This window comes from Anaerohalosphaeraceae bacterium (assembly GCA_037479115.1).
In the GTDB taxonomy this organism is placed as follows: domain Bacteria; phylum Planctomycetota; class Phycisphaerae; order Sedimentisphaerales; family Anaerohalosphaeraceae; genus JAHDQI01.
Map to the genome: position 1 here is coordinate 1 of JBBFLK010000010.1, position 21,605 is coordinate 21,605.

At 55.9% G+C, this 21,605-nt stretch carries 14 protein-coding genes and 1 tRNA gene; 6 read left to right on the forward strand and 9 right to left on the reverse strand.

The window, feature by feature from the left end; genetic code table 11:
• The 4 genes from WHS88_06365 to WHS88_06380 all read left to right on the forward strand — a co-directional run.
• Positions 1–1,653: DNA methyltransferase (locus WHS88_06365; protein ID MEJ5259797.1), on the forward strand; the 1,653-nt coding region annotated here is incomplete at its 5' end.
• A gap of 2 nt (positions 1,654–1,655) precedes the next feature.
• Positions 1,656–4,457: a DEAD/DEAH box helicase family protein gene (locus WHS88_06370; GenBank protein ID MEJ5259798.1), complete on the forward strand. Its 2,802-nt coding sequence runs from the start codon at positions 1,656–1,658 to the stop codon at positions 4,455–4,457.
• A gap of 324 nt (positions 4,458–4,781) precedes the next feature.
• Positions 4,782–5,987 (forward strand): aminotransferase class I/II-fold pyridoxal phosphate-dependent enzyme, encoded by a 1,206-nt coding sequence (locus WHS88_06375; GenBank protein MEJ5259799.1) that lies wholly within the window; start codon positions 4,782–4,784, stop codon positions 5,985–5,987.
• 61 nt (positions 5,988–6,048) lie between these two features.
• Complete coding sequence (locus tag WHS88_06380; protein MEJ5259800.1) at positions 6,049–6,477, forward strand: hypothetical protein; 429 nt, start codon at positions 6,049–6,051, stop codon at positions 6,475–6,477.
• 27 nt (positions 6,478–6,504) lie between these two features.
• Here WHS88_06380 and WHS88_06385 read toward each other — a convergent pair.
• Together WHS88_06385 and WHS88_06390 are read right to left on the reverse strand one after the other, a co-directional pair.
• Positions 6,505–6,575 (reverse strand) — tRNA-Ala (locus WHS88_06385).
• 176 nt (positions 6,576–6,751) lie between these two features.
• Positions 6,752–7,264, reverse strand: coding sequence for a nitroreductase family protein (locus tag WHS88_06390; protein MEJ5259801.1), 513 nt, complete (start codon positions 7,262–7,264; stop codon positions 6,752–6,754).
• Between the two features lie 142 nt (positions 7,265–7,406).
• Here WHS88_06390 and WHS88_06395 point away from each other — a divergent pair, with 142 nt between their 5' ends.
• Both WHS88_06395 and WHS88_06400 read left to right on the forward strand, forming a co-directional pair.
• On the forward strand, positions 7,407–8,522 hold the full coding sequence (locus WHS88_06395; GenBank protein MEJ5259802.1) for an MraY family glycosyltransferase: 1,116 nt from the start codon (positions 7,407–7,409) through the stop codon (positions 8,520–8,522).
• Positions 8,519–10,834: an O-antigen ligase family protein gene (locus WHS88_06400; protein ID MEJ5259803.1), complete on the forward strand. Its 2,316-nt coding sequence runs from the start codon at positions 8,519–8,521 to the stop codon at positions 10,832–10,834. The genes WHS88_06395 and WHS88_06400 overlap by 4 nt, the downstream gene beginning before the upstream one ends.
• Positions 10,835–10,839: 5 nt before the next feature.
• Here the strand turns inward: WHS88_06400 and WHS88_06405 are convergent, their stop codons facing one another.
• The 7 genes from WHS88_06405 to WHS88_06435 form a co-directional block, all read right to left on the reverse strand.
• Positions 10,840–11,598, reverse strand: coding sequence for a YebC/PmpR family DNA-binding transcriptional regulator (locus WHS88_06405; GenBank protein ID MEJ5259804.1), 759 nt, complete (start codon positions 11,596–11,598; stop codon positions 10,840–10,842).
• Positions 11,599–11,638: 40 nt separating this feature from the next.
• Positions 11,639–12,574 carry an ATP phosphoribosyltransferase gene (gene hisG / locus WHS88_06410; protein ID MEJ5259805.1) on the reverse strand — a complete coding sequence of 312 codons (936 nt, stop codon included), beginning with the start codon at positions 12,572–12,574 and terminating at the stop codon, positions 11,639–11,641.
• Complete coding sequence (locus WHS88_06415) at positions 12,571–13,272, reverse strand: hypothetical protein (protein ID MEJ5259806.1); 702 nt, start codon at positions 13,270–13,272, stop codon at positions 12,571–12,573. The genes hisG and WHS88_06415 overlap by 4 nt, the downstream gene beginning before the upstream one ends.
• Positions 13,269–13,685 carry a 30S ribosome-binding factor RbfA gene (gene rbfA, locus WHS88_06420; protein MEJ5259807.1) on the reverse strand — a complete coding sequence of 139 codons (417 nt, stop codon included), beginning with the start codon at positions 13,683–13,685 and terminating at the stop codon, positions 13,269–13,271. Before rbfA ends, WHS88_06415 begins: the two co-directional genes overlap by 4 nt.
• A gap of 45 nt (positions 13,686–13,730) precedes the next feature.
• Positions 13,731–16,436, reverse strand: a complete 2,706-nt coding sequence (gene infB, locus WHS88_06425) for a translation initiation factor IF-2 (protein ID MEJ5259808.1) — start codon at positions 16,434–16,436, stop codon at positions 13,731–13,733.
• Between the two features lie 63 nt (positions 16,437–16,499).
• Positions 16,500–17,729, reverse strand: coding sequence for a transcription termination factor NusA (gene nusA / locus WHS88_06430; protein MEJ5259809.1), 1,230 nt, complete (start codon positions 17,727–17,729; stop codon positions 16,500–16,502).
• Between the two features lie 414 nt (positions 17,730–18,143).
• A complete protein-coding gene (locus WHS88_06435; GenBank protein MEJ5259810.1) occupies positions 18,144–21,599 on the reverse strand; it encodes a glycosyl hydrolase in 3,456 nt (1,151 codons plus the stop codon).
• Positions 21,600–21,605: the final 6 nt, after the last annotated feature.

The window sequence follows — 21,605 nt, forward strand, 5'->3', positions numbered from 1 at the left end:
TACTACATTGACGACTATCCGCTCAAAGTGATGTCAGAAGTATGGACGGATACGGCCGGCTTCAATCCTGAACAAAGATACGTTGTTGAAACGCGCACAAAAGTCATCGAACGCTGCCTCCTGATGGCGACCGACCCCGGGGATTTGGTTTTTGATCCGACGTGCGGCAGCGGTACGACGGCCTACGTGGCCGAGCAGTGGGGCCGGCGCTGGATTACCTGCGACACCTCGCGGGTGGCGCTGGCCATCGCCCGCCAGCGTCTGATGACCGCCGTCTTCGACTACTATGAACTGGCACATCCGGAAGAAGGCGTCGGAAGCGGCTTTATGTACAAGACTGTGCCGCACGTGACGCTCAAGTCCATCGCCAACAACCCGGAGATTGACGGCATCTACGCCCGCATGCACCCGGCCATCGAAAAGGCACTGGCCGACCTCAACGCCTCGCTAAAGGGGCAAAAAATCAAATTCAAGGTTACATCCGGCGGACGCGAGGGGCATTTTGCGGATTTTGCCGCGCCCGATAATGCCACTTTCACAATGCCCTCTGGTCAAATCGTCAAGGTCAACGAACTCGTGGAGTGGGAAGTGCCGTTCGAGTTCCCTGCCGACTGGCCTGAGTCGGCACGGCCGCCGTTTGAGGCCTTTCACCGGGAACGGCGTGCGATGCAGAAGGCGATGGATGAGGCGATTGCCCGGCATGCTGAGCAGGAAACCCTCTATGACCAGCCGTTTGTGGACCGCAAGCGGGTGCGTGTGAGCGGACCTTTTACCGTAGAAGCCGTACCGGCGCCCGCGGTAAAATCTCCGGATGAGCTGCTGGAGGAAAAACCGCAGCCCGGGGATGTCTCTATCGCTCGAAGCGGGGAGACGCTTCGTCAGGCCGAGTGGCGGGATGAACTCTTACGAACCGGCATTCGCGGCAAGGGGGGGCAATACATTTATTTCAGCCGTCTGGAACCGATGCAGGGGTTCCGCTGGATAGCCGCAGAGGGAGAAACCAAGGGAGAGCCGCCCATGCGTGCGGTGGTTTCTTTCGGACCGGAACATGCCCCGCTGGAACAGCGGCAGGTGGCTCAGGCACTTGAGGAGGCACAGATGCTGGTACCCAAGCCCAAACTGGTGGTTTTTGCGGCGTTCCAGTTCGACCCCGAGGCGGCCAAGGATATTGATGAGACCAACTGGCCGGGAGTTACGCTGCTGAAAGTCCAGATGAATGCAGACCTCTTAACCGACGACCTGAAGAAAAAACGGGCCGGCAATGATTCGTTCTGGCTCATTGGACAGCCGGATGTGGAAATTCGACGAAATCCGGACGGACAATATATTGTCGAAGTGCTCGGTTTTGACTACTACAATACAAAAACCGGTCAGATTGAATCCGGCAGCAAAGACAAAATTGCCCTCTGGATGCTCGATACGGATTATGACGGACGGAGTCTTTATCCGCGTCAGGTCTTCTTTCCCCTGGCTGACGACAACGAAGCGTGGGCGAAGCTGGCCCGCAATCTCAAGGCGGAAATCGACCCCGAGCGCATCCGTGCCTACTGGGGCACCGTGTCGCTGCCCTTTGAACCGGGGGAATACAAGCGTATCGCTGTAAAAATCGTGGATGATCGAGGCATCGAGAGCTTAAAGATACTGGAGGTATAAAGATGGGTAAGACCACGATTGACCGGCTGATCATCAACTCGCCCTACGAAGAACCGCAGCACCACTGGCGCTACGAGCGGCAGACACGTATGTTTGAATTGGCGGACGGGCGGCGGCCGGCGGGCTATGTGACAGCCACACCGGATTCAAAATCTTTTGATGATCCGGGGATTTTTGTGGAAATTCCGCTGGTCAACCAGATTCGCCCGCGTGTGAAACAGTGGCGCCAAGCGGGGTACCCGGGTATCACGAGCATTACCAAACGGCTTCTGGAGCATTGGACGAATCCAGAAAACTTTGAACAGCGGCGTTTTTTCTTCTGTCAGCTGGAAGCGGTAGAGACGCTGATTTGGCTTACCGAGGCCCCTGCCTCGGAACGGACAGGGATTGACATTCCCGGCGACGGCGGAAAGTTTCTGCGGCAGTGCTGCAAAATGGCAACCGGTTCAGGAAAAACCATTGTGATGGCTATGGTAATCGCCTGGCATATTCTAAACAAGGTTGCAAATCCTCAGGATGCACGGTTTTCCAAAAACGTGCTGGTGATTGCGCCCGGACTTACAGTCAAGAAGCGGCTGGAAGTGCTGTATCCTTCGGCAGAACACAATTACTATGAAGCATTTGACATTGTCCCGTCGGCGCTGCTGGAAAAACTTCGTCAGGGTCGTGTGCTCGTGCGCAACTGGCATGCCCTGTCGTGGGAAAGCGAGGAGCAAATCAAGAGAAAAAAGGGGGTGGACAAACGCGGCGCTAAAAGTGACGAGGCCTATACCCGCGAGGTACTTGGAGAAATGGCAAATGCTCACAATCTTCTGGTCATCAATGATGAAGCCCATCATGCCTGGCGTGTGAACCCGGAAGCGACCGGCAAATACCTGCGGCAACGAGACCTAAAAGACAGCGCTGAAGAGGCAACTGTTTGGATCGGCGGGCTTGATCGTCTGCATCGTTCCCGCGGTATTTTGAAATGCTATGACTTTACAGCCACCCCCTTTGCTCCATCAGGAGGCCGCAGCGGAGAAGAAACATTGTTCGGCTGGATTGTCAGCGACTTCGGTCTGAACGACGCCATTGAATCCGGACTGGTCAAAACCCCGCGTGTTGTGGTCCGGGATGATGCTGTGCCTGATGCGCAGACGTATAAATCACGACTCTATCACATTTACAATGACCCTGAAGTCCGAGATGACCTAAGCCGTTCCGCCAAACCTGAAGAGCCGCTGCCTGATTTGGTGCTGAATGCATACTATTTGCTGGGATACGACTGGCGTGAGACGTTGAGGGCCTGGCGGGATGCAGGGCATGAGTTGCCGCCGGTGATGATTAGTGTGTGCAATCGTACCGAAACAGCGGCACGGGTAAAACACGCTTTTGAAACCAGACGAATCCACATTGATGAACTGTGCGATCCGGCCCGTATTCTTCATATCGACTCAAAAGTACTGGAAAAAGCAGAAGCCCAAGAGGAAGCCGCCGTTTCAACCGAGTCTGAAAAAAATCCGGATGAGGAAGAAGAAAGAAAGGAGCCCAAATTAAAGAAGAGTGAACAAGCAGAACTGCTGCGTCGCATGGTCGACTCCGTAGGCAAACCTGGGCAGCCGGGGGAAAAGATTCAGAATGTGATTTCCGTGGGGATGCTGTCGGAAGGGTGGGACACCAAAACTGTCACACACATTATGGGCTTGCGGGCTTTTACCAGCCAGCTTCTCTGTGAACAGGTGGTTGGTCGAGGTCTGCGCCGCACTTCCTACGAAATTAATCCGCAAACGGGCTTATATAATCCGGAATATGTCAACATCTTCGGTGTCCCCTTCACTTTTCTTCCGCACGAAGAGGCACAAGACGGACCGCCCAAGCCGCCTGCTCCTAAAACCGCTGTTTATCCTGATCCTGCAAAAGCACAGTATGAAATTCGCTGGCCGAATGTTGTGCGCATCGAACGGGTTTATCAACCCAAACTGACGCTGGATTGGTCCCATGTACGCCCGCTCGAATTGGATGCAACCAAAACAGCAAAAATTGCCGAATTAGCCCCTATTCTCGAAGGCAAACCGGATGTAACAAATATTGCCCGGATTGAGCTGGAGCGTCTGGCAAAAGAATTTCGCACTCAACGGATTATCTTTGAAACAGCCAGAGACGTGTTTGACCAGATGAAACATACATGGAAAGGCGGGAGAGAAATTTTACTGGCCCAGCTGGTAAAACTTATCGAACAATTTATTCGGTCAGACAGGATTTCTATTTTCCCGCCTCTTTTTAGTCAAGATGATTTGTTCCGCCGTCTGATCATCACATTAAACATGTCCCGTGTTGTTCAGCACATTTGGGATTCTATACGGCAGGAAAATACCGAGCGACTTGTGCCTGTGTTTGACCGCGACCATCCGATTCGCTCTACAGGGGAAATGCGTACCTGGTACACAAGCAAACCCTGTGAAAGAACTTTAAAATCCCATATCAACGTGTGCGTTTATGACAGTACATGGGAAGCAACGGATGCATTTGTACTGGACAACAGTGACAAAGTAACGTCCTGGGTCAAAAACGATCATCTTAATTTTGAGATTCTTTATCTTTATAAAGGTATTGTATACAAATACCGCCCAGATTTTCTTATACGACTTGCTGACGGACAGATGCTTGTACTGGAAACAAAAGGAGAAGAATCCGAAAAAGATAAAGTGAAACATCAATATTTAGATGAATGGTGTCAAGCCGTAACCAGCCATGGAGGATTTGGAAGATGGTCATGGTTTGCTGTCAGACGGCCCGGAGAAATCCATGAGATTCTAAATGGTTGAGACCATTTTCTACTCTGTTGCCGTCGCGAAAAAGGGCTTGCAAAGCGAAGCAAATTCACGATACTGGGAAGGAAAGAAAGCAGGAATACAGGAATACAGGAAGACAGGTATACAAGAATACAGGTAGGCAAGGAATCAGGGAAAAATTCGAAATCCGATCCGTCTTCGCTGCGCTTCGACGCGACAAGAAGCAGGAAGACAGGTAATCAGGTGGAAAGGGAAAAAATCCGAAATCCGAAATCCTAAACAAATTCGAAGTACGAAACTCGAAATACGAAACAAATACGAAACACGAAATACGAAATAACAGGAAGACAAGAAGCGATGGCAGCGAAGAGAACGGACAGCGTGGGCAAGCGCGGGCTTTCGATGGCCGCCCGGGCGGTGCATGCGGGGGAGCCGCGAAAGCGGTATGCGGACTCGATCACGACGCCGATTGTGCAGACGTCGACGTTTGTGTTTGCCGACAGCCGGGAGATTGAACGGTACACGCACGGGGGCAAAAAGCGGTACGAATACGGGCGGTACGGGAACCCGACGGCGACGATTGCGGAACGGCGGCTGGCGGATTTGGAGGGGGCCGAGGACTGCGTGGTGTTTTCGTCGGGGATGAGCGCGATTACGACGACGATTCTGTCGCTGGTACAGTCGGGCGACCATATTGTGATTACCGACGACAGCTACAAGAAGACGCTGGAGTTCTGCCGGTCGTACCTGAAGCAGTTCGGGATCGGCTGCACGATTGTGCCGTTCGGGGATTATGGGGCGCTGGAGAAGGCGATTCGGAAGAATACGCGGTTTATCTTTTCGGAGTCGCCGACGAATCCGTATCTGAATATTTTCGATTTGGTGAAGCTGAAGGCGATTGCGCGGCGGCATCGGGTGCTGACGCTGATTGACAGCACGTTTGCGACGCCGCTGAACCAGCGGCCGCTGGAGTTCGGGATTGATTTGGTGCTGCACAGCTGCACGAAGTATCTGGCGGGGCATAATGATATTCTGGCGGGGGCGGTGCTGGGGCGGACGGAGCTGGTGGACAAGATTCGCAACCTGCACAAGTCGATGGGGGGCACGATTGACCCGCACTGCTGCTATCTGCTGCTGCGGGGGCTGAAGACGTTTCCGCTGCGGGTGGCCAAGCAGAACGAGACGGCGCTGAAGGTGGCGCGGTATCTGGAGGGGCATCCGAAGATTCAGCGGGTGTATTATCCGTTTCTGGAGAGCCATCCGCATTATGAGGTGGCCAAAAGCCAGATGAGCGGGGGCGGCGGCGTGGTGACGTTTGAGACGAAGGGGACGCTGCGGTCGGCCAAGCGGTTTCTGGATGCGCTGCGGCTGTGCTATATCGGGCCGAGTCTGGGGGGCGTGGAGACGCTGATTACGCATCCGGCACTGGTCAGCTATTACGACTATTCGCGGAAGGAGCGGTACGAGCTGGGGATAACGGATACGCTGTTTCGGCTGGCGGTGGGAATTGAGGACGCCGAGGATATTATTGCGGACCTGGAGCGCGGGCTGCGGCAGCTGTGAAGAATTTCGGTTGCATATTCGGCGATTTGCCGTACTGTATATCCAAAAGGATAGTTTCCCGATGAGAAAACGGCTTTGCGTGTTTGCTTTCGCGGTTTTTCTGGCCGGGTGCAGCCGCTATCAGGCCGCCCGCATCGCCCAGCCAGCGGGGCCGTATGTGCCGGCGATTTATGCGGCCGCCCAGATTAACGATGCGGAACTTCGCAACGAGGGTCTTCGCAACCTGGCCGCACGAAAGGACTTAACAGAAGGCGAGCTGGATTATCTGGTTTGCCTGCTGGCCGTGCGAAAAGGCACCAGCCCGCAGGTCCGGGATGTCCTGCTGCAGGTACTGAATCATCCGGCGGTGTCCTACCGGATAAAACACCGCATCTCCAGCGTTCTGCCGAACTTAGGGCTTCTGCCGGCCGACCAGAAACAGATTGCGGACGCTTTGGCCCCCGTGCCGACGGAAAGCCAATCCTCCCGGGCGGAAACATCAGCGAATTGACCCAAGTGCCCCCCTGCCGGTGAAAACTGGAGCTGGCGGGAATCGAACCCGCATCCCCGCGATGCGACCGCGGTGTACTCCCATTATACGACAGCCCCTGAACGCAACAGGCCCCGCAGTATATCGGGACCTTTCGAAAAGTGCAATCTTTTTTCCTCCGATTCCCCGGACAAACCTTTGGAAAAAGAGCGGTCCTTGCGATGAGTGGAACCCGACAGCAGGACGCTCCGGTACGGCGGTTTGCCTGGTTCCGCCCTTGTTCCAAAAACTTGTTTCAAAAACTCCAGGTTTCAAAACAGGCAATCTTTTCCAGCGGGACACGGGCAGGACTTTTGAATTCGTCGGCCGGATAGCCCAGCGTCAAAAGCTCTACAACAACAGCGTCCGTGGGTATTTGCAGAATCTTTCGCACCTCGTGGGGCATAAAAGAGCCAATCCAGCAGGTTGCCAGGCCTAATTCGACCGCTTCCAGTGCCATATGCTCGAGGGCAATGGAGACATCGATCGGGGCTACGGGCTGTCCGCACCGCATGATGTAGGAGCTGACGGAACAGGCCGCTATCACCACCGGGGCCTGGGCCACGAAGGCCTGATTGTACGACGCCTGGGCCAGTGCGGTTCGCTTCTGCTGGTCTGTGACAACCACAAACCGCCAGTCCTGCAGATTGCGGGCGGAGGGAGCCAGCCGTGCCGCCTCCAATATCCGCATTAGTTTGTCTTTTTCAACCGGTTTGGGCAAATAAGCCCGACAGGAATACCGATTTTCAATCGCCTTCATCACATCCATTTTTCTGACTCCTCTTTTCTGTAGTTCGGCAGTGTACTGTATCATAATCGGCCTCGGCGGAAAAGGGAGTCTCTTCCGTCAATTTTTTCTTACATAAAATCTTCTTTTGAAGTATCTTATTGCTCCGGACAGAGGAAAAAAGATGGCATTTTTTCTTGTTTCAGGTTTGCTTTTAGGAATTGCTTCCTTCGGGCTGACGGTGATTCTGACTGCTGTCGTTCGGCGGGCGGCCGTCCGGTACGGCTTTGCCGCACACCCTCAGCCGGACCGCTATCACCAATCCGTAATCGCACTCGGAGGCGGCATCGCCCTTTTTGGAACCCTTCTGATTCTGCTGCTTTCGGCGGTCCTTTCCGTGCAGTTCGGCTCGGAATTTATCCGCCGCAGTTTTCCCGCTCTGAGCCCCTATTTGAGAGGGTTTGCGGACAAACAGAGGGATTTGCTTATCGTGCTGGGCTGCGGTCTGGTGCTGCATCTTGTCGGACTCTGGGACGACAAAAAGCGTCTGGGCCCCTTTCTGAAGCTGGCGGTCCAAATCCTGGTCTCCGCCGCTGCGGCTGTTTGGGCAGATATCCGCCTCGAATTCTTTATCCAAAACCGGCTGATTACACTTATCCTGTCTGTGCTGTGGATGGTTTTGTTGATTAACGCCTTCAATTTTCTCGACAATATGGATGGGGTTTCAGCCGGAATTGCCGCCATCGTCTCCGCCGTCCTGCTGGCGGCAGCCGCACGCAGCGGACAGGTCTTTGTCGGAGGGCTGGCGGTGCTGCTGCTGGGAAGTCTGCTGGGCTTCCTGACGTTCAACTTTCCGCCTGCGCGGATTTTTATGGGGGATGCAGGCTCGCTGGTGGTCGGTTTTTTTGTGGCCGTGCTCTCGCTTCGCACAACGTATTACAACCCGGCCCTTGAGCTGCCCCTCAGTGCCGTGTTTATGCCGCTGGTTGTGATGGCCGTTCCTCTTTATGATTTCAGCAGCGTCCTGTTTCTTCGGCTTCGGCAGGGGAAAAACCCCCTCATCGGCGATACGCAGCATTTCTCGCATCGGCTTCGCCGCCGCGGATTGTCCGACCGGCAGGTTGCCCTGACTCTTTATCTGACAACGCTCTGTACATCGGCCGGAGCCGTGGTTCTCCAGAAAACCGACTGGGTGGGTGCGGTTTTGATTTTTCTCCAGACGCTGATGGTGCTCGGCGTCATCGCCGTCCTCGAAAGCAGCGGACAGGCCAATCAGATTTCGTCTAAAGAACCCAAATGAAAAACACCTCAACCTGCGAAAAAACACCGTTTTTGACGGTTTCTGTTTTTTGGGAGAATGCGGCACTGCTGCTGATTCTCGGGGTGCTGGCGCTGCGGTCTGTTTTTATTGAGGTGACCTACTATACCGCTCCGGCCTCTCCCTTTCTGCTGCTGCCGGAGCCGGTCAACAGTCTGCTGATTTCGTTTGTCCTGCTTGCGGTTTTTTTTGTGCATCAGGTCCTGTTTTTTCTTCATCCACCGTCAGGTCAAATCAGCATTCGGCTGACCCTGTGGATCGGTGTTTTCGTTTTGCTGGGTTTTTTTTCGGCCGCCTCCGCCTCCAACAAACGCGATGCGATTACGGAGCTGACAACACTGGCCGCCGCCCTTCTGATTATCCCGACGGTCTCTGAGCTCTTCCGCAAACCTGACCGGATTCTTCTGTTCCTGTGGGTCTTGACGGCCCTGGGCATCACCGCCGTCTATCAGTGTCGGGAGCAGGCCCTCTCCGACAACGAAGCCGTCCTGCGAAATTATGAACAGAATCCGCAAAAAGTCCTGGAGGAAGTGGGGATTGAACCGGGGACGCTGAAGCACTGGCAGTTTGAGCACCGGCTCCGGTCCAAAGACATACGGGGGTTCCTGACAACCAGCAATTCGACGGGGTCTTTTCTGCTGCTTTGCCTGTTCGGCAGTCTGGGACTGCTGCGGTATGCCTTTTCGCTGCCGGCCCGTCCGGAACGGCTGATTCAGATTCTTCTGTACAGTTCTGCGGTGCTTTGTCTGGGTTACGGGCTGTTTTTGTGCCGAAGCCGCGGGGCCATCACTGCCGGCCTGTCTTGTCTGTTCGGCTGGATAGGGTGTCTTTGGCTGGGCAAACGGCTTTGGGCTTTCCGCGGGCAGCTGCTGACAGCGGCTCTGCTTTGTGCCGCCGCAGCTGTCTGCTGGGCTGTCTGGTACGGAATGCACCACGGTCGGCTGCCGGGCCCCAACGCCCTGCTGGTTCGCTGGCAGTACTGGGTGAGCACGGTTCAGATGATTGCCGAGCATCCCCTGCGGGGCATCGGCGGAGGCAACTTTACAATCTGGTATCCGCTGTACAAAATTCCGGCCGCTCCCGAATTAATCCGGGACCCGCACAACTTTCCGCTTTCTCTGGCGGCCCAATACGGCATTCCCGCCGCCCTCGTGTTTGCTGGCATTCTGATTGTGCCGCTGACCGCCGTGCTCCGGCACGGCCCCTGCCGTCCGGCCCCCTCCGGAACCGGCGGGCCGACTCTTTCGTCGGGGCTGCTCCTGATGGCGGTCTGTGCGGTCGTGCTGCTGATGGTGCGGCCCTGGGTCATCGGTCAAGTCGACGCCGAAGCAGACTCGCTGGTTCGCGGGGCGTATTTTCTGGTGTATTATCTGGCTCCGGCAGGAGTGATGCTTCTGTGCCTGTGGCTGTTCGTTTTGGCCGGACGTGTGCCGACGGATTCGGCGAATCTGCAAAGGGCCCTTCTGCCGGCACTCGGATGGGGGATTTCGGCGGTGCTGATTCACAATCTGATTGATTTTGCCCTCTTTGAAACCGCTGTGCTGACCGCTGGGATGCTCTGTCTGGGGGCGTTTTGGGCTCTGGGGGCGGCTCCTTCTTCGGTTTCCAACCGGAAAATCTCCGTGCGGCTTGCGTGTGTTTTCGGGCCGGCGGCGGTCTTTGCTGTTTGGACTTATGGGGCGGTCTGGCTGCCTCTTCGGGCAGGCCTTCTCCTTCAGCAGGCGCTGCGAACCCCTGCCCAAAGCATCTGCCTGCTGCGAGCGGCCGAAGCAAAAGACCCGCTTTCTCCACAGCCCGCCTGGTATCAGGGCCAAATTCTCTTTCAGCAGGCCGAAAAACGAACCGCTGACAGACAGCCCCTGCTCGAAGAAGCCCGCAAGGCCTTCACCCGCGCCCTGAGCCGCAACCCGATGGACTATCGGCTGATGGAGGCTCTGGGAGATTTGTTCACGGTTTGGGCCGAATCGGAAAACACAGAAGACGTCCGAACCTCTTTTTATCAAACGAGTTATGAATGGACCCTTCAGGCATGGCAGCGTTTCCCGGGCAGCGACCGGCTTGTGTATAAACTGGGGACGCTGTCCGAACGGCTGAACCGGCCTCAGGAAGCCGCCGGCTGGTACACTTTGGCCGTCCAGATTGAAGATGAATACCGCAGACAGTTTCGGCAGATGTACCCGAATGACCCGATTTTCAGCCGGCTGGGAGAAAGCCGCTATCAATATGCCAGAGATTATGCTCTCTCCCATACAGCCGCCCCGGCGCCGCCGGAGTCTCCGCCGTCCAGGCCGTAATCCCTTTAGCCCTGCGATTCGATTTTGGCCAGGATGCTGTCCGGAATATCAAAGTTGGCATACACGTTCTGGACATCATCGTGGTCTTCGAAATCCTCCATCAGCCCCAGAACCTTTCTGGCGGTTTCCTCATCTGTAATCTGCACGTTGGTTTGAGGGACCATGGCAATTTCGGCGGAGTTCAAGGGGATATTTTTTTCCTGCAGGGCTTTTTTGAGGGTCTCAAAAGAAGCGGGCGCACAGGTAATTTCATACAGCCGTCCGGTATTCTGCAAATCGTCGGCTCCGGCGGCCAGTGCCAGCTCCAGCAGCGTATCTTCGGCAATCGCCGAGGTATCGACGGTAATCAGGCCCTTCTTGGAAAACATCCAGCTCACACAGCCGCTGGCCCCCAGCGAGCCGCCCCGCCGTTCGAAGATTTTCTTGATTTCCGGGGCCGTTCGGTTTCGGTTGTCTGTAAGTCCTTCAATCATCACCGCGACACCGCCGGGGGCGTATCCTTCATAGAGCACCTCTTCGTAATGCACGCCGCCCAGCTCGCCGGTTCCTTTTTTGACGGCCTTTTCAATCGTGTCTTTGGGCATGTTGGCGGCTTTGGCCTTGTCAATGGCGTAGCGAAGGGGAAGATTCGCATCGGGATCGCCGCCGCCGTTTTTGGCCGCCACAATAATCATTCTTGCGATTTTGCTCCAGAGTTTGCCGCGTTTGGCGTCATTGGCCGCCTTTTTGTGCTTGATGCCTGCCCAGTGTGAATGTCCTGCCATATGGATTTACCCGCCTTGGAACGTTCGTCGTTTTCTCGGATTAATGAATCACTTTATTGAGCGAATAGGTAATAATTCCGGATGCGCCGGCATGCTTGAGCTGCGGAATGAGCTCCCGCTCGACTTTCTCTTCCACTACAATTTCCACCGCCGCATAGTCGGAATCGGCCAGCGGGGAGATGGTCGGGCTTTTCTCGGCCGGAAGAATCTGCAGAACCGCCGGCAAATCCTTCTTGGCGACGTTCATCTTCATTCCGACGAGGGTCCGGGCATCAATCGCGGCGTTCAGCAGAATCGCCAGGTTTTCGATTTTGCGTCTCTTGAAGGGATCCTTCCAGGCCTGACGGTTGGCGATAAATCGGGTGGTCGAAACCAGCACGGTATCCACAATGCGGAGATTATTCGCCCGCAGAGAGGAGCCCGTCTCCGTCAGTTCGACAATGCCGTTGACCAGCCGGGCCTTGACTTCCGTGGCCCCCCAGCTGAACTCCACTTTTACCCGGATTTTTTTTCGTCGGAAATACCGCTGCGTAACGCCGACCAGCTCCGTGGCAATAATGCCGCCTTCGAGGTCCTCAGGCTTCTGGACAGTCGATTCATTCGGAACCGCCAGAACCCAGCGGGCCGGTGCCGAGGTTGCCTTGCTGTACTCAAGCTGACAGACCTCGTGCACTTTGGAATTGTTTTCCATAATCCAGTCATAGCCGGTGAAGCCGGCGTCCAGGACTCCGGCCTCCACATACCGGCTCATTTCCTGGGCCCGCAGCAGAATCAGCTGAATCTGCGGGTCGTCAATCTGCGGAAAATAGCTTCGGTCCGCTCCGGTGATGGCAAAGCCGGCTTTGGCAAACAAATCAATGGTGGCCGCCTGCAGACTGCCTTTGGGGATTCCCAGCCTGAGAATCTCGCCGGAGGAGGGCTGCGGGGCTTTCTGTGAGGTTGTCTGTCGGTTCTGCTGAGGGTTTTGTCTGCTCATTTTTTCGATGATTCTTTCCGTTTCTTCGTTTTGGTGGTTTTTTTCCCGGATTTTCCTTCCGAATCCGACGCACGGGCTTTTTCCAAAGACGACAGCGTCCCCTCCGCGGCGGCCCGCAACAGTGCATAAAACCGCCAGGCATCCGATGCGGAAATCTGACGCTCCAGAAAGCCGTGAATCTCCTCTTCAGACGATTCCGGACAAATCAGCTGTTCACGAATCAGATACTCTTTCATCTTGTCGGTGAGCGGCACGGCATGTCCGCCCAGCGCAGTCAGAAAACAATAGTCCACGACAAAACGGCTGACCCCCTCTATATCCTCAACGGCCTTGCGGCCCTGCCGTTTGCCCTGGCTTTTCAGCGAAGCCAGACTCAGCCCGTCATAACGGTCGCAAATCTGATTGAGCATGCGGGTCAGACTCTGGGCGGCCGTCTGGGCCTGCGGGCTGTGATCGCCCATCACATCCAGAATCTCCTCGCTGCGGGCGACCCGCAAATCATTCAGGTCCACAAAATGATTCTGAATGCGTTTGTAAATCTTTTTGGTATCCGCCTCGGTATAGAACTGGCTGATATGGCCGACCACAAGCGCTTCAATCGGGTCCTCATAGGACACCGGTTCCAGGGCCGACGACAGGCGCTTCCAGGACTGAAACGCTTTTTTGAGCCGGGCGCTGTATTCCTTGCTGTTTTTCATAAAGAGGGCTCCTCCGAGGGCCAATCGTCTTGGCGGACACTGTCGGCATCCTCCGCCTGCTCCCACTGGCGGCGAAGTTCCTCAATCAGCCGCAGCGTTTCGAGGGTTGTATGAAACTTTCGGTCCATCTCGAAACGAAGATGCGGCACATATCGGCAGACCAGGGCCTCTCCCAGAGCGGCCTGAAACACGCCGGCGGCATGCCGAATGGCCTTCAGGGTCAGCGTCTGGGCGGCTTCATCGACACCGCTGACGCTCAGGAAGACCGTCGCCTGCCGCAAATCGGGTGTTACCTGAACCTGCGTGACGGTGACCAATCCCCTGATGCGGGGGTCGCTGAGCCGTGTCAGAATGGTGGTGCTGACCGATTCCCGGATGACCCCTGCGATTCGTTCCAGTCTGCGGCTTGCCATGACCGTTTCCACCCTGTCAGTCCCAACCCAATCCGCCTCAGTCTGCTACAGCTCCCGAGAAACCTGCACGATTTCGTAGGCCTCCAGGACATCGCCGGTCTTGACATCATCAAAGCCGGCAATTTTGATGCCGCATTCGAGGCCGGCCTTGACCTCGCGAACATCGTCTTTGAAATGCCGCAGCGACTCGATGGCACAATTGTCCTTGACGACGATATTGTTGCGAATCAGACGCAGCTTTGCATTTTTGGTGACCAGGCCGTTCTCGACGAAGCATCCGGCGACCGTGCCGACTCCGGAAATCTTGAAGGTATTCCGCACCACCAGCCGGCCGAGCGTCTTTTCCTGCTCCACCGGCTCCAGAAGGCCCTTCATCGCGGCCTTCAAATCTTCCGTGATGCGGTAAATCACATTGTAAAGCCGGATATCCACCCGGGCCGCCTCGGCCATCTGCCGGACCCGGTCTTCGGGAACCACATTGAAGCCGATGATGATGGCATCCGAGGCCTGGGCCAGCACCACATCGCCTTCCGTGATGCCTCCGACGCCGGCGTGAATCACCTTGACTTTCACCTCCGGGGTGCTCAATTCGGTCAGATAACGAACCAGCACATCCACAGAGCCCTGCACATCGGCCCGCACAATCAGATTCAGCTCTTTGATTTTGCCGGCTTCGATATGCTTGAACAAGTTGTCCAGCGTCACCTGAGAACGGCGAGCCAGCGATTCTTCGCGGCTGAGGGTTCGGATTTCCTCCGCCGCCGCCTTGGCCCGGTTGATATCCGACAGGCAGTAAAACTTGTCGCCCGCCTGCGGAACGCCGTCCAGCCCGGTGATTTCCACCGGCATGGAAGGCAGGGCCGACTTGACGGCATGTCCCCAGCTGTCGGTAATCGTGCGGACTCGGCCCCAGGCCCCGCCGGCCAGGACAATATCCCCCTTCTTCAGCTGGCCTTCTTTAATCAGAAGCGTAGCCACCGCTCCCCGGCTGGGAGCCATCTTGGCCTCCACAACCCAGCCCATCGCAGGGAGGGTGGGGTCGGCCTGATAGTTTTTCAGTTCCGCAATATAGTCCAGATGCTCAATCAAATCCTCGATGCCCTGTCCGGTGGCGGCGCTGGTTTTGACGATTTCGGTATTGCCGCCCCACTCGGCCGGGGTCAGTTCGTGTTCGGCCAGCTGACCATAAATGCGGTGTAAATCAATCCCCGGCAGGTCGATTTTGTTCAGGGCCACAATGATTTCCACACCGGCGGCCTTGGCGTGATGAATCGCCTCGACCGTCTGCGGCATCACCCCGTCATCCGCCGCCACAACCAGCACCACAATGTCGGTCATCTGTGCCCCGCGGGCCCGCATGGAGGTAAACGCCTCGTGGCCCGGCGTATCCAGGAAGGTGATGCGCTTGCCGTTGATTTCCACCTGATAAGCGCCGATGTGCTGCGTAATTCCTCCGGCTTCTCCGGCCGCTACCGAGGTCTTGCGGATTCGGTCCAGCAGACTGGTCTTGCCGTGGTCCACATGACCGAGCATCGTGACAATCGGAGGCCGCTTCTGCAAATGAAGTCTCGGACGCTGCTCGAATTCCTTTTCTATCTGCTCCAAAACCGTGCGTTTGCGCTCCACAACCAGTTCTGTACCGAACTCGAGGGCTATCAGTTCCGCCGTGTCGACGGAAATGGCCTGGTTGGCAGTGGCAATCACCCCTTCCGCCAGCAGTTTGGCGATAATATCGCTGGTCTTAACCCCCAGAGCCGCCGAAAGGTCTTTGACCAAAATCGGCTCGGTCACAACCGCTTTGGCAGGCCGTTCCACCGGCGGCGCCGGCTCTTCGGCCTTGGCTTTCGTTTCAATCCGCCGAGGCGGCCGGTTGCGAATCCATTCTCCTTCCGCAGCCGCCAGACGAGCCCGCCGCTCCTCCAGATCCCGCTCCCGAATCCGCTTCGGCCCGCCTTTGAGCAGACGATCTTCTTCTTCATCGGCGTGGTGCTTTCGGCGCCCGTGTGTTTTGTCTTTGGGCTTTTTGGCGACTGTATCCGCGTCGTCTTCCACCACAGGAATCAGCGGCTGAACAGCCCTCTCCGGCCCCTTCATCGGCGGGCGAGGCCGCTTGCCGCCGAACCGGCGAGAATCCGCTTCGGGTTTTTCGACCCGAATCACCGTCGGGCCGGTCAATTGGGCGGGTCTGGGCTTTTCAAGTTTCGGGCCGGCCGGCAGAATCGGAGCCGGCGGGGGAGGCGGAACAGCCGGGGCCGGCGGGACGGTTTGTACCTCCTGGACTGGCGGCTTGGGCGCTTCCTGAACCGGCGCGGTCTCTGCCGCAGCAGACGGCGCAGGCGCAGACGCCGCTTCGGGTTCTGTCTTTTCAGCCGCCGGCGCCTCGGCAGGACAGAGGGCCTGAGGCTGCGGGGCTTCTTTCGTCTCCGCCGGTGCCTCCGCCGCCTGAACGGTTTCAGTAGGTTCTTCCTGAACCGTCGGAACGGCGGGGGTTTCTTCCTCGGTCGGGGCAGAAACCTTTTTTCGACGGGCCACCCGCACTTTTTCCAAATCAACTCGTTCGGCGGTCTCGACAGAGGTGGTGTGCTCTCCTTCGCTGAACCACTCCCGGATGGTTGCCACCTGCCCGGCGGTCAGAGGAGACATATGCGTCTTGATATCCAGGCCTTCGGCCTGACACTTGGCCACAATCGCCTGGCTTTTGACTCCCAGCTCTTTCGCCAGAAGATAAACTTTTGTTACCGCCTTAGCCAATTTGAATTCTCCTGTACAGTCCCTGAAAAGTCCTGAAAAAGCTTCTTGGAGACGTGTACACAATTAACTTTTTCGTTTTCTTTCGCTGCGGGCCTTCTCCTGCATCAGGAGCCCTTCGGCCTGCGTCATTTTTTCTTCCGCAGCCATTTCTCGGGCAGCGGTCTGGGCCGCCTGAATCACCCTGGCGGCCAATTCTTCAGAAATCTTCAGCTCCTCTACAAGCGGCTTGACTCCGACTTCCTCCAAGTCCAAAACCGAGATGATTCCCAACGCCAGCAGTTTATCGACGAAGGAATCATCCAGTCCCTCAATCTTTCCGATGCAGGCGGAAAGCCGCTCGACCTCTCGGTTATACTCCGGCGGGGTCAAAATATCAATATCCCAGTTGGTCAGACGAGCCGCCAGGCGGACGTTCTGCCCGTGCTTGCCGATTGCCAAACTCAGCTGGTCTTCAGGAACCACCACCGTCGCCCGTCCCAGCTCAAAACAAATCGCAATCTCGCTGACCTTGGCGGGCCGAAGCGCGTTGGCAATAAAGACCTGCGAGGAATCGCTCCAGGGAACGATGTCGATTTTTTCCCCACCCAGTTCATCGACAATATTCTTAATCCGGCTTCCTCGAACTCCGACACAGGCCCCAACGGGATCCACCTTGTCATCGGTCGAATCAACGGCTATCTTGGTTCGATAGCCCGCCTCTCGGGCCAACGCCTTGATTTCAATAATCCCTTCGCTGACCTCCGGGACTTCCAATTCAAAAAGACGGCGAATAAAATCCGGATGAGTGCGGGACAAAACAATCTTCACCTGGCTGGAAGCCTCCCGCACGTCCAGAATCATCGCCCGGATTCGTTCGCCGGGGTGGTGCGTTTCACCGGTAATTTGTTCAGACTTGGGCAAAATCGCCTCGACTCGAGGGCTGAGGTTTACCACAAGAACCCCGCCTTCAAAACGGGCGACGGTTCCGTTGACGATCTCCCCTTTCCTTTGAGCATATTCACTAAAAATACTTTCCCGTTCGTCCTCGCGGAGTTTCTGAATCATCACCTGACGGGCTGTCTGGGCCGAAATCCGTCCCAATCTTTGGATATCAATCGGAGTGCCGTCCTTAAAAGCGGAAATATCTCCCGTTTTTCGGTCGATATGGACGGTAATATCACTTTCCGGCGGAGCCCCGAAGTGCTTGCGTGCTGCCGAAACCATCGCGGCTTCAAGGTCCTGAAAAACGGATTCCTTGTCAATATTCTTGTCCCGCGAGATGTTCTCCACGATTCGTAATACATCCTGATTCATAAAATCCGCATCCTTAATCCAATAAAAACAAAAAAGTGGAAACCTTCAGGTTACCACTTTTTCCTGCAAACCGTCGGCCCTTTTCTAACCGGAATCGCGAAGGCGGGCCGAAAAAATTGTCCGTTTAGTCGGCCATAACTTCGGTTCTCCGGAATCGCCGCCGTTTCTGCAGGTTCCCTGAAGAATCATTATCTATAGCAACAAGCCGTCCGTGCACCCTGCACCGCTGCACAATACAGGATGTAACACTATGCAACCGCACGGCTTATAGTTCCTTTAACTGTCATAACTCACCCTTTCCGCCTGAAAATCCAGCGTCGGCTGATTCTGAATTATAGAACAGTTTTTTTGAAAGTCAAGAAATGTTTGAATTTCTGAAGAATATATATCTATATACTATATCTTGTTATAGCATTATTTCAAATATAGTCCCAGAGGGCATTTGTCCAGCCGTCGTATTTCCTGAACCACAATTTCCGCACTCAGACGGGCCCCGGCCGGGGTCGTATGGGTATGGTCTTCTAAGAAAAACTCCTGCGTGACCTTTTCCTGTCCCTGCTGTTCATAAACACAGGCAATCGATTCATTTAAATTGATAAAAGGAACCCCCTCGGCCTGTGCAACCTGCTCCGCCCACGCGGCATAATCGGAACCGGCCCTCGTTAACCTGCCGTCTTTCCAGATGTTGCGGGGAACCGGTGATAAAAGAATCGGCTGAACCCCCTTTTCTTTCGCTTCGCGCACGTATTTTCGCAGATACCACCCATAGGTATGAACCACCTCTTTTTGTCCCGTCGCTTCCAACACCACTTCTTGCGTCTCGTCACCGATTCCCTTCAGAGAAGCACGAGCCCTGCCTGTCGCCAATGGCCCGCTGTCGTTATGCCCAAACTGAATCAGCAGAAAATCGCCCTCCTTCATCTCCTCCAGCACTTTTTGCCATCGCCCTTCTGTTAAAAAGGTGCGGCTGCTGCGTCCGCCGATAGCCCGATTTTGGACAGATATTTTCGACAAATCAAAAAAGTCTGCTATCGGGTCTCCCCAGCCCTGCAGACCAGAGGTGCCGTTCTTCACTGTGGAATCCCCAATAATAAAAAGAGTCGGCTTATCCGCATTTCGGCTTGGTTCTTCAAGCGGATTCAAAATCTTTGCCGGAATCAGACGCACCGGTCCCAACAGGCCTGAATCCCGAAGCGGCCAGTCCGCCGCATTCAGAGGCTTATAGTCGATATTCACTACATTAATATCATAGAAATATTTCCAGCGAACCTGCCGACGGTCCAAATCCCGGATGCGGTTGGCCGCCAGGTTGGTCACATCAATCTCCAGTTTATTGAGGCCCTCACGCAGCAGTCCGCCGATTCGGCACGCATACGGCGGCGTCCAGAAAATCCCAACTTCTTTGCCGTTCAGATGCACCCGAGCACTCTCGCAAACCGTCCCCAAATCGAGAATCCAATCCTCGGCGGTGCCGGCGGGCTTTTCAAACTCGAGCGTATAACGAGCCGTCCCCGCAAACCGCTCGGCCTCGTCATCGCCCCACTGAGTCCAGGAACTGAGCTGCTCAATCTGACGCGGCTTCGGCAGCGATGGACCACCCTGGATAAACTCAACCGTCCATCGCCCTTCTAAAGAAACCGAACCTGAGCTCGGACGCAGATAGGTCCACGCAGACGCATTCGGCATCTCCCTGGAGAAGGTTTTCAAAATCAGCGACTGTCCCGCCGTCATCTGGATGTACACCTGCGTTTGTCCATCTTTGTTCCGAACGGCTGCCAACCCCACTTGGTCTGAATGCAGCGGGTCCATCAAAACAACGGAACGGGCCGGCCTGCCCAGCGGGAGCCACTGCTCCAGCGGCTTTTGGCTCTGATTCACCAGAAAGTAATAGTACCCCTCCGGATGACTTCTTCGAACGACCTGGATGCCCGCATCCGTGAATGCCTCCCGGGAAATCCCGACGGACTGGAGCATCGGCTCGATGTCCCCAACCAAAATCTTTCCTTTCCTGCGCAAACAGGAACGGAAGGAACCGGCTGTTTCCTGCCGGAAAGCAAGAGATTGCAGCGTGCTGTTCAGCTTTTCCCGTCTCTTTTGCCAATCTTTCAGTCCGGGAACGTCCGAAGGCAGGCCCGAATCGAACAAAATCACAGCCCCCTTGTCGGCCAGTTTCAGCAGCGTATCGAGGGTCTCCGTCGGCATCAGGCGGCAGGCCGGAACCAAAACCGCCGAATAAGAATTGCCTCCGAGAACAATTTTTCCATCCCGAACGGCGCTCTTTTGGAGAAACCTGTCGGAAACGGCATCATATCCGTATCCCCGGCTCCACAGGGCCATCGCGGTCTTATAAAAGGCACTGTCATAAAACCACTGTTCCTGGTTGTGGATTCGAAAGGCCTGATAGAAGCCCTTCGAATCCTGCCACAAATCATAGACCGGCCAGTACAGCAGGATCTCATTGTCCGGCCGGCCCGCCTGCAGGATGGATTGACAGCGGGTCAGGTAGTCCGCAAACGCCGGCAGGTCCTGCCACAGCCCGCCGCCGGGTCCGAAATTGACCGACGCATAAAACTGCCAGCCCGGCCAGGGGGCCTCCTGCGGGGAATACGGAATCCCATGAAAGAAAATATGATTGACGCCGGACAAAAACAGGAAATCCGCCGCGGCTTTGGCATCCGCCAGCGAGGCCTGAAAATGCTCTTTGAGCCAGGTAAAAGACTCGGCGGAGGTCAGGGGCTGCCCTTTCAGATGGGCCGCCGAAGAGGCCATCTTCATCATCGGAATCTGCCGGCTGTCCACGGAACGGAAGATTTCCGTTTCCGGAATGTCCGCTGCGGCATACAAATCAATCAGATTGGCCGGCGCCCCGTGGGCCTGATTGCGGGAGAGCCCTTTGTATCGATGACACCACTGCGTCCACCGCTCGATATAGGCAATATGCAGGTCAGAAAGCGTCCGGCGGTAGTCGCACTTCACGCGGGCGGCTGTATCGGATGAATCCTCCCCGAACAAAAACTCAACGTAGTCCCGGAGGTCATAGCCCCGCCGCTTCTGAAACTCCCGAAAGAACTCCGCCGTCCAGTCCGCCTCGAAATACTCAAACGAATCATGGAAATGGGCTCGCGGCATCTGTCCGCGGTACCCGGCGAAGGCCTTGTCAAAAGCCGCCAGGTATTTTTCAAGGGCCGACACCGAAAACGGGTCCACGACGTTTCCCGCTCCGCCCGGGGCGGCGCGCTTGACTTTCTGCACCGGACGCCGGCCCGACAATTCATAAATTGTCCAGCTGCCCTGCGGCGCTTCCCAGCGGAGCCGGCCCTCTTTGACCTTTGCCGTCAAATCCATCCGGCGTCCATCGGCCGCAACGGCAATCACGGCCATCAGATAAGCCCTCGAATTTTTCGGAACCGACACTTCAAAGACCTGCCCGCCGGAAACCGAATACCGCTCGCAAAGCACCTTCATCGAGGCCAGCTCATCCGGAATATGCGGCCCGCCGAACGGCCAGCCCGTCCCCGTGGTCAAATCCACCTCCATTCCCAGCCGCTGTGCCTCCGCCGTCGTGTGGGCCAGCATCTTCATCCACTTCGGCGAAAGAAAATCAATAAACTGCTCCTCATATCCCTTGACGCCGTAAATCGGACAGATTTCAACTCCTCCGATGCCCGCCCGGCTGTACTCTTCCAGCAGGAAAGATAAATCGGCTTCGTTGACTGCACTGCCCAGCCACCACCATCGGGTCCACGGTTTGTTTTCCGCCGTCGGTGTCGGCCAGCCGACCTGCGTTTGTGCCGCAAAGACCCATCCGGACAATCCAATCGCAATCATCAGCCCGGCCGTCTGCCGAGCCAATCGGCCCCATCGATTCATTTCTTA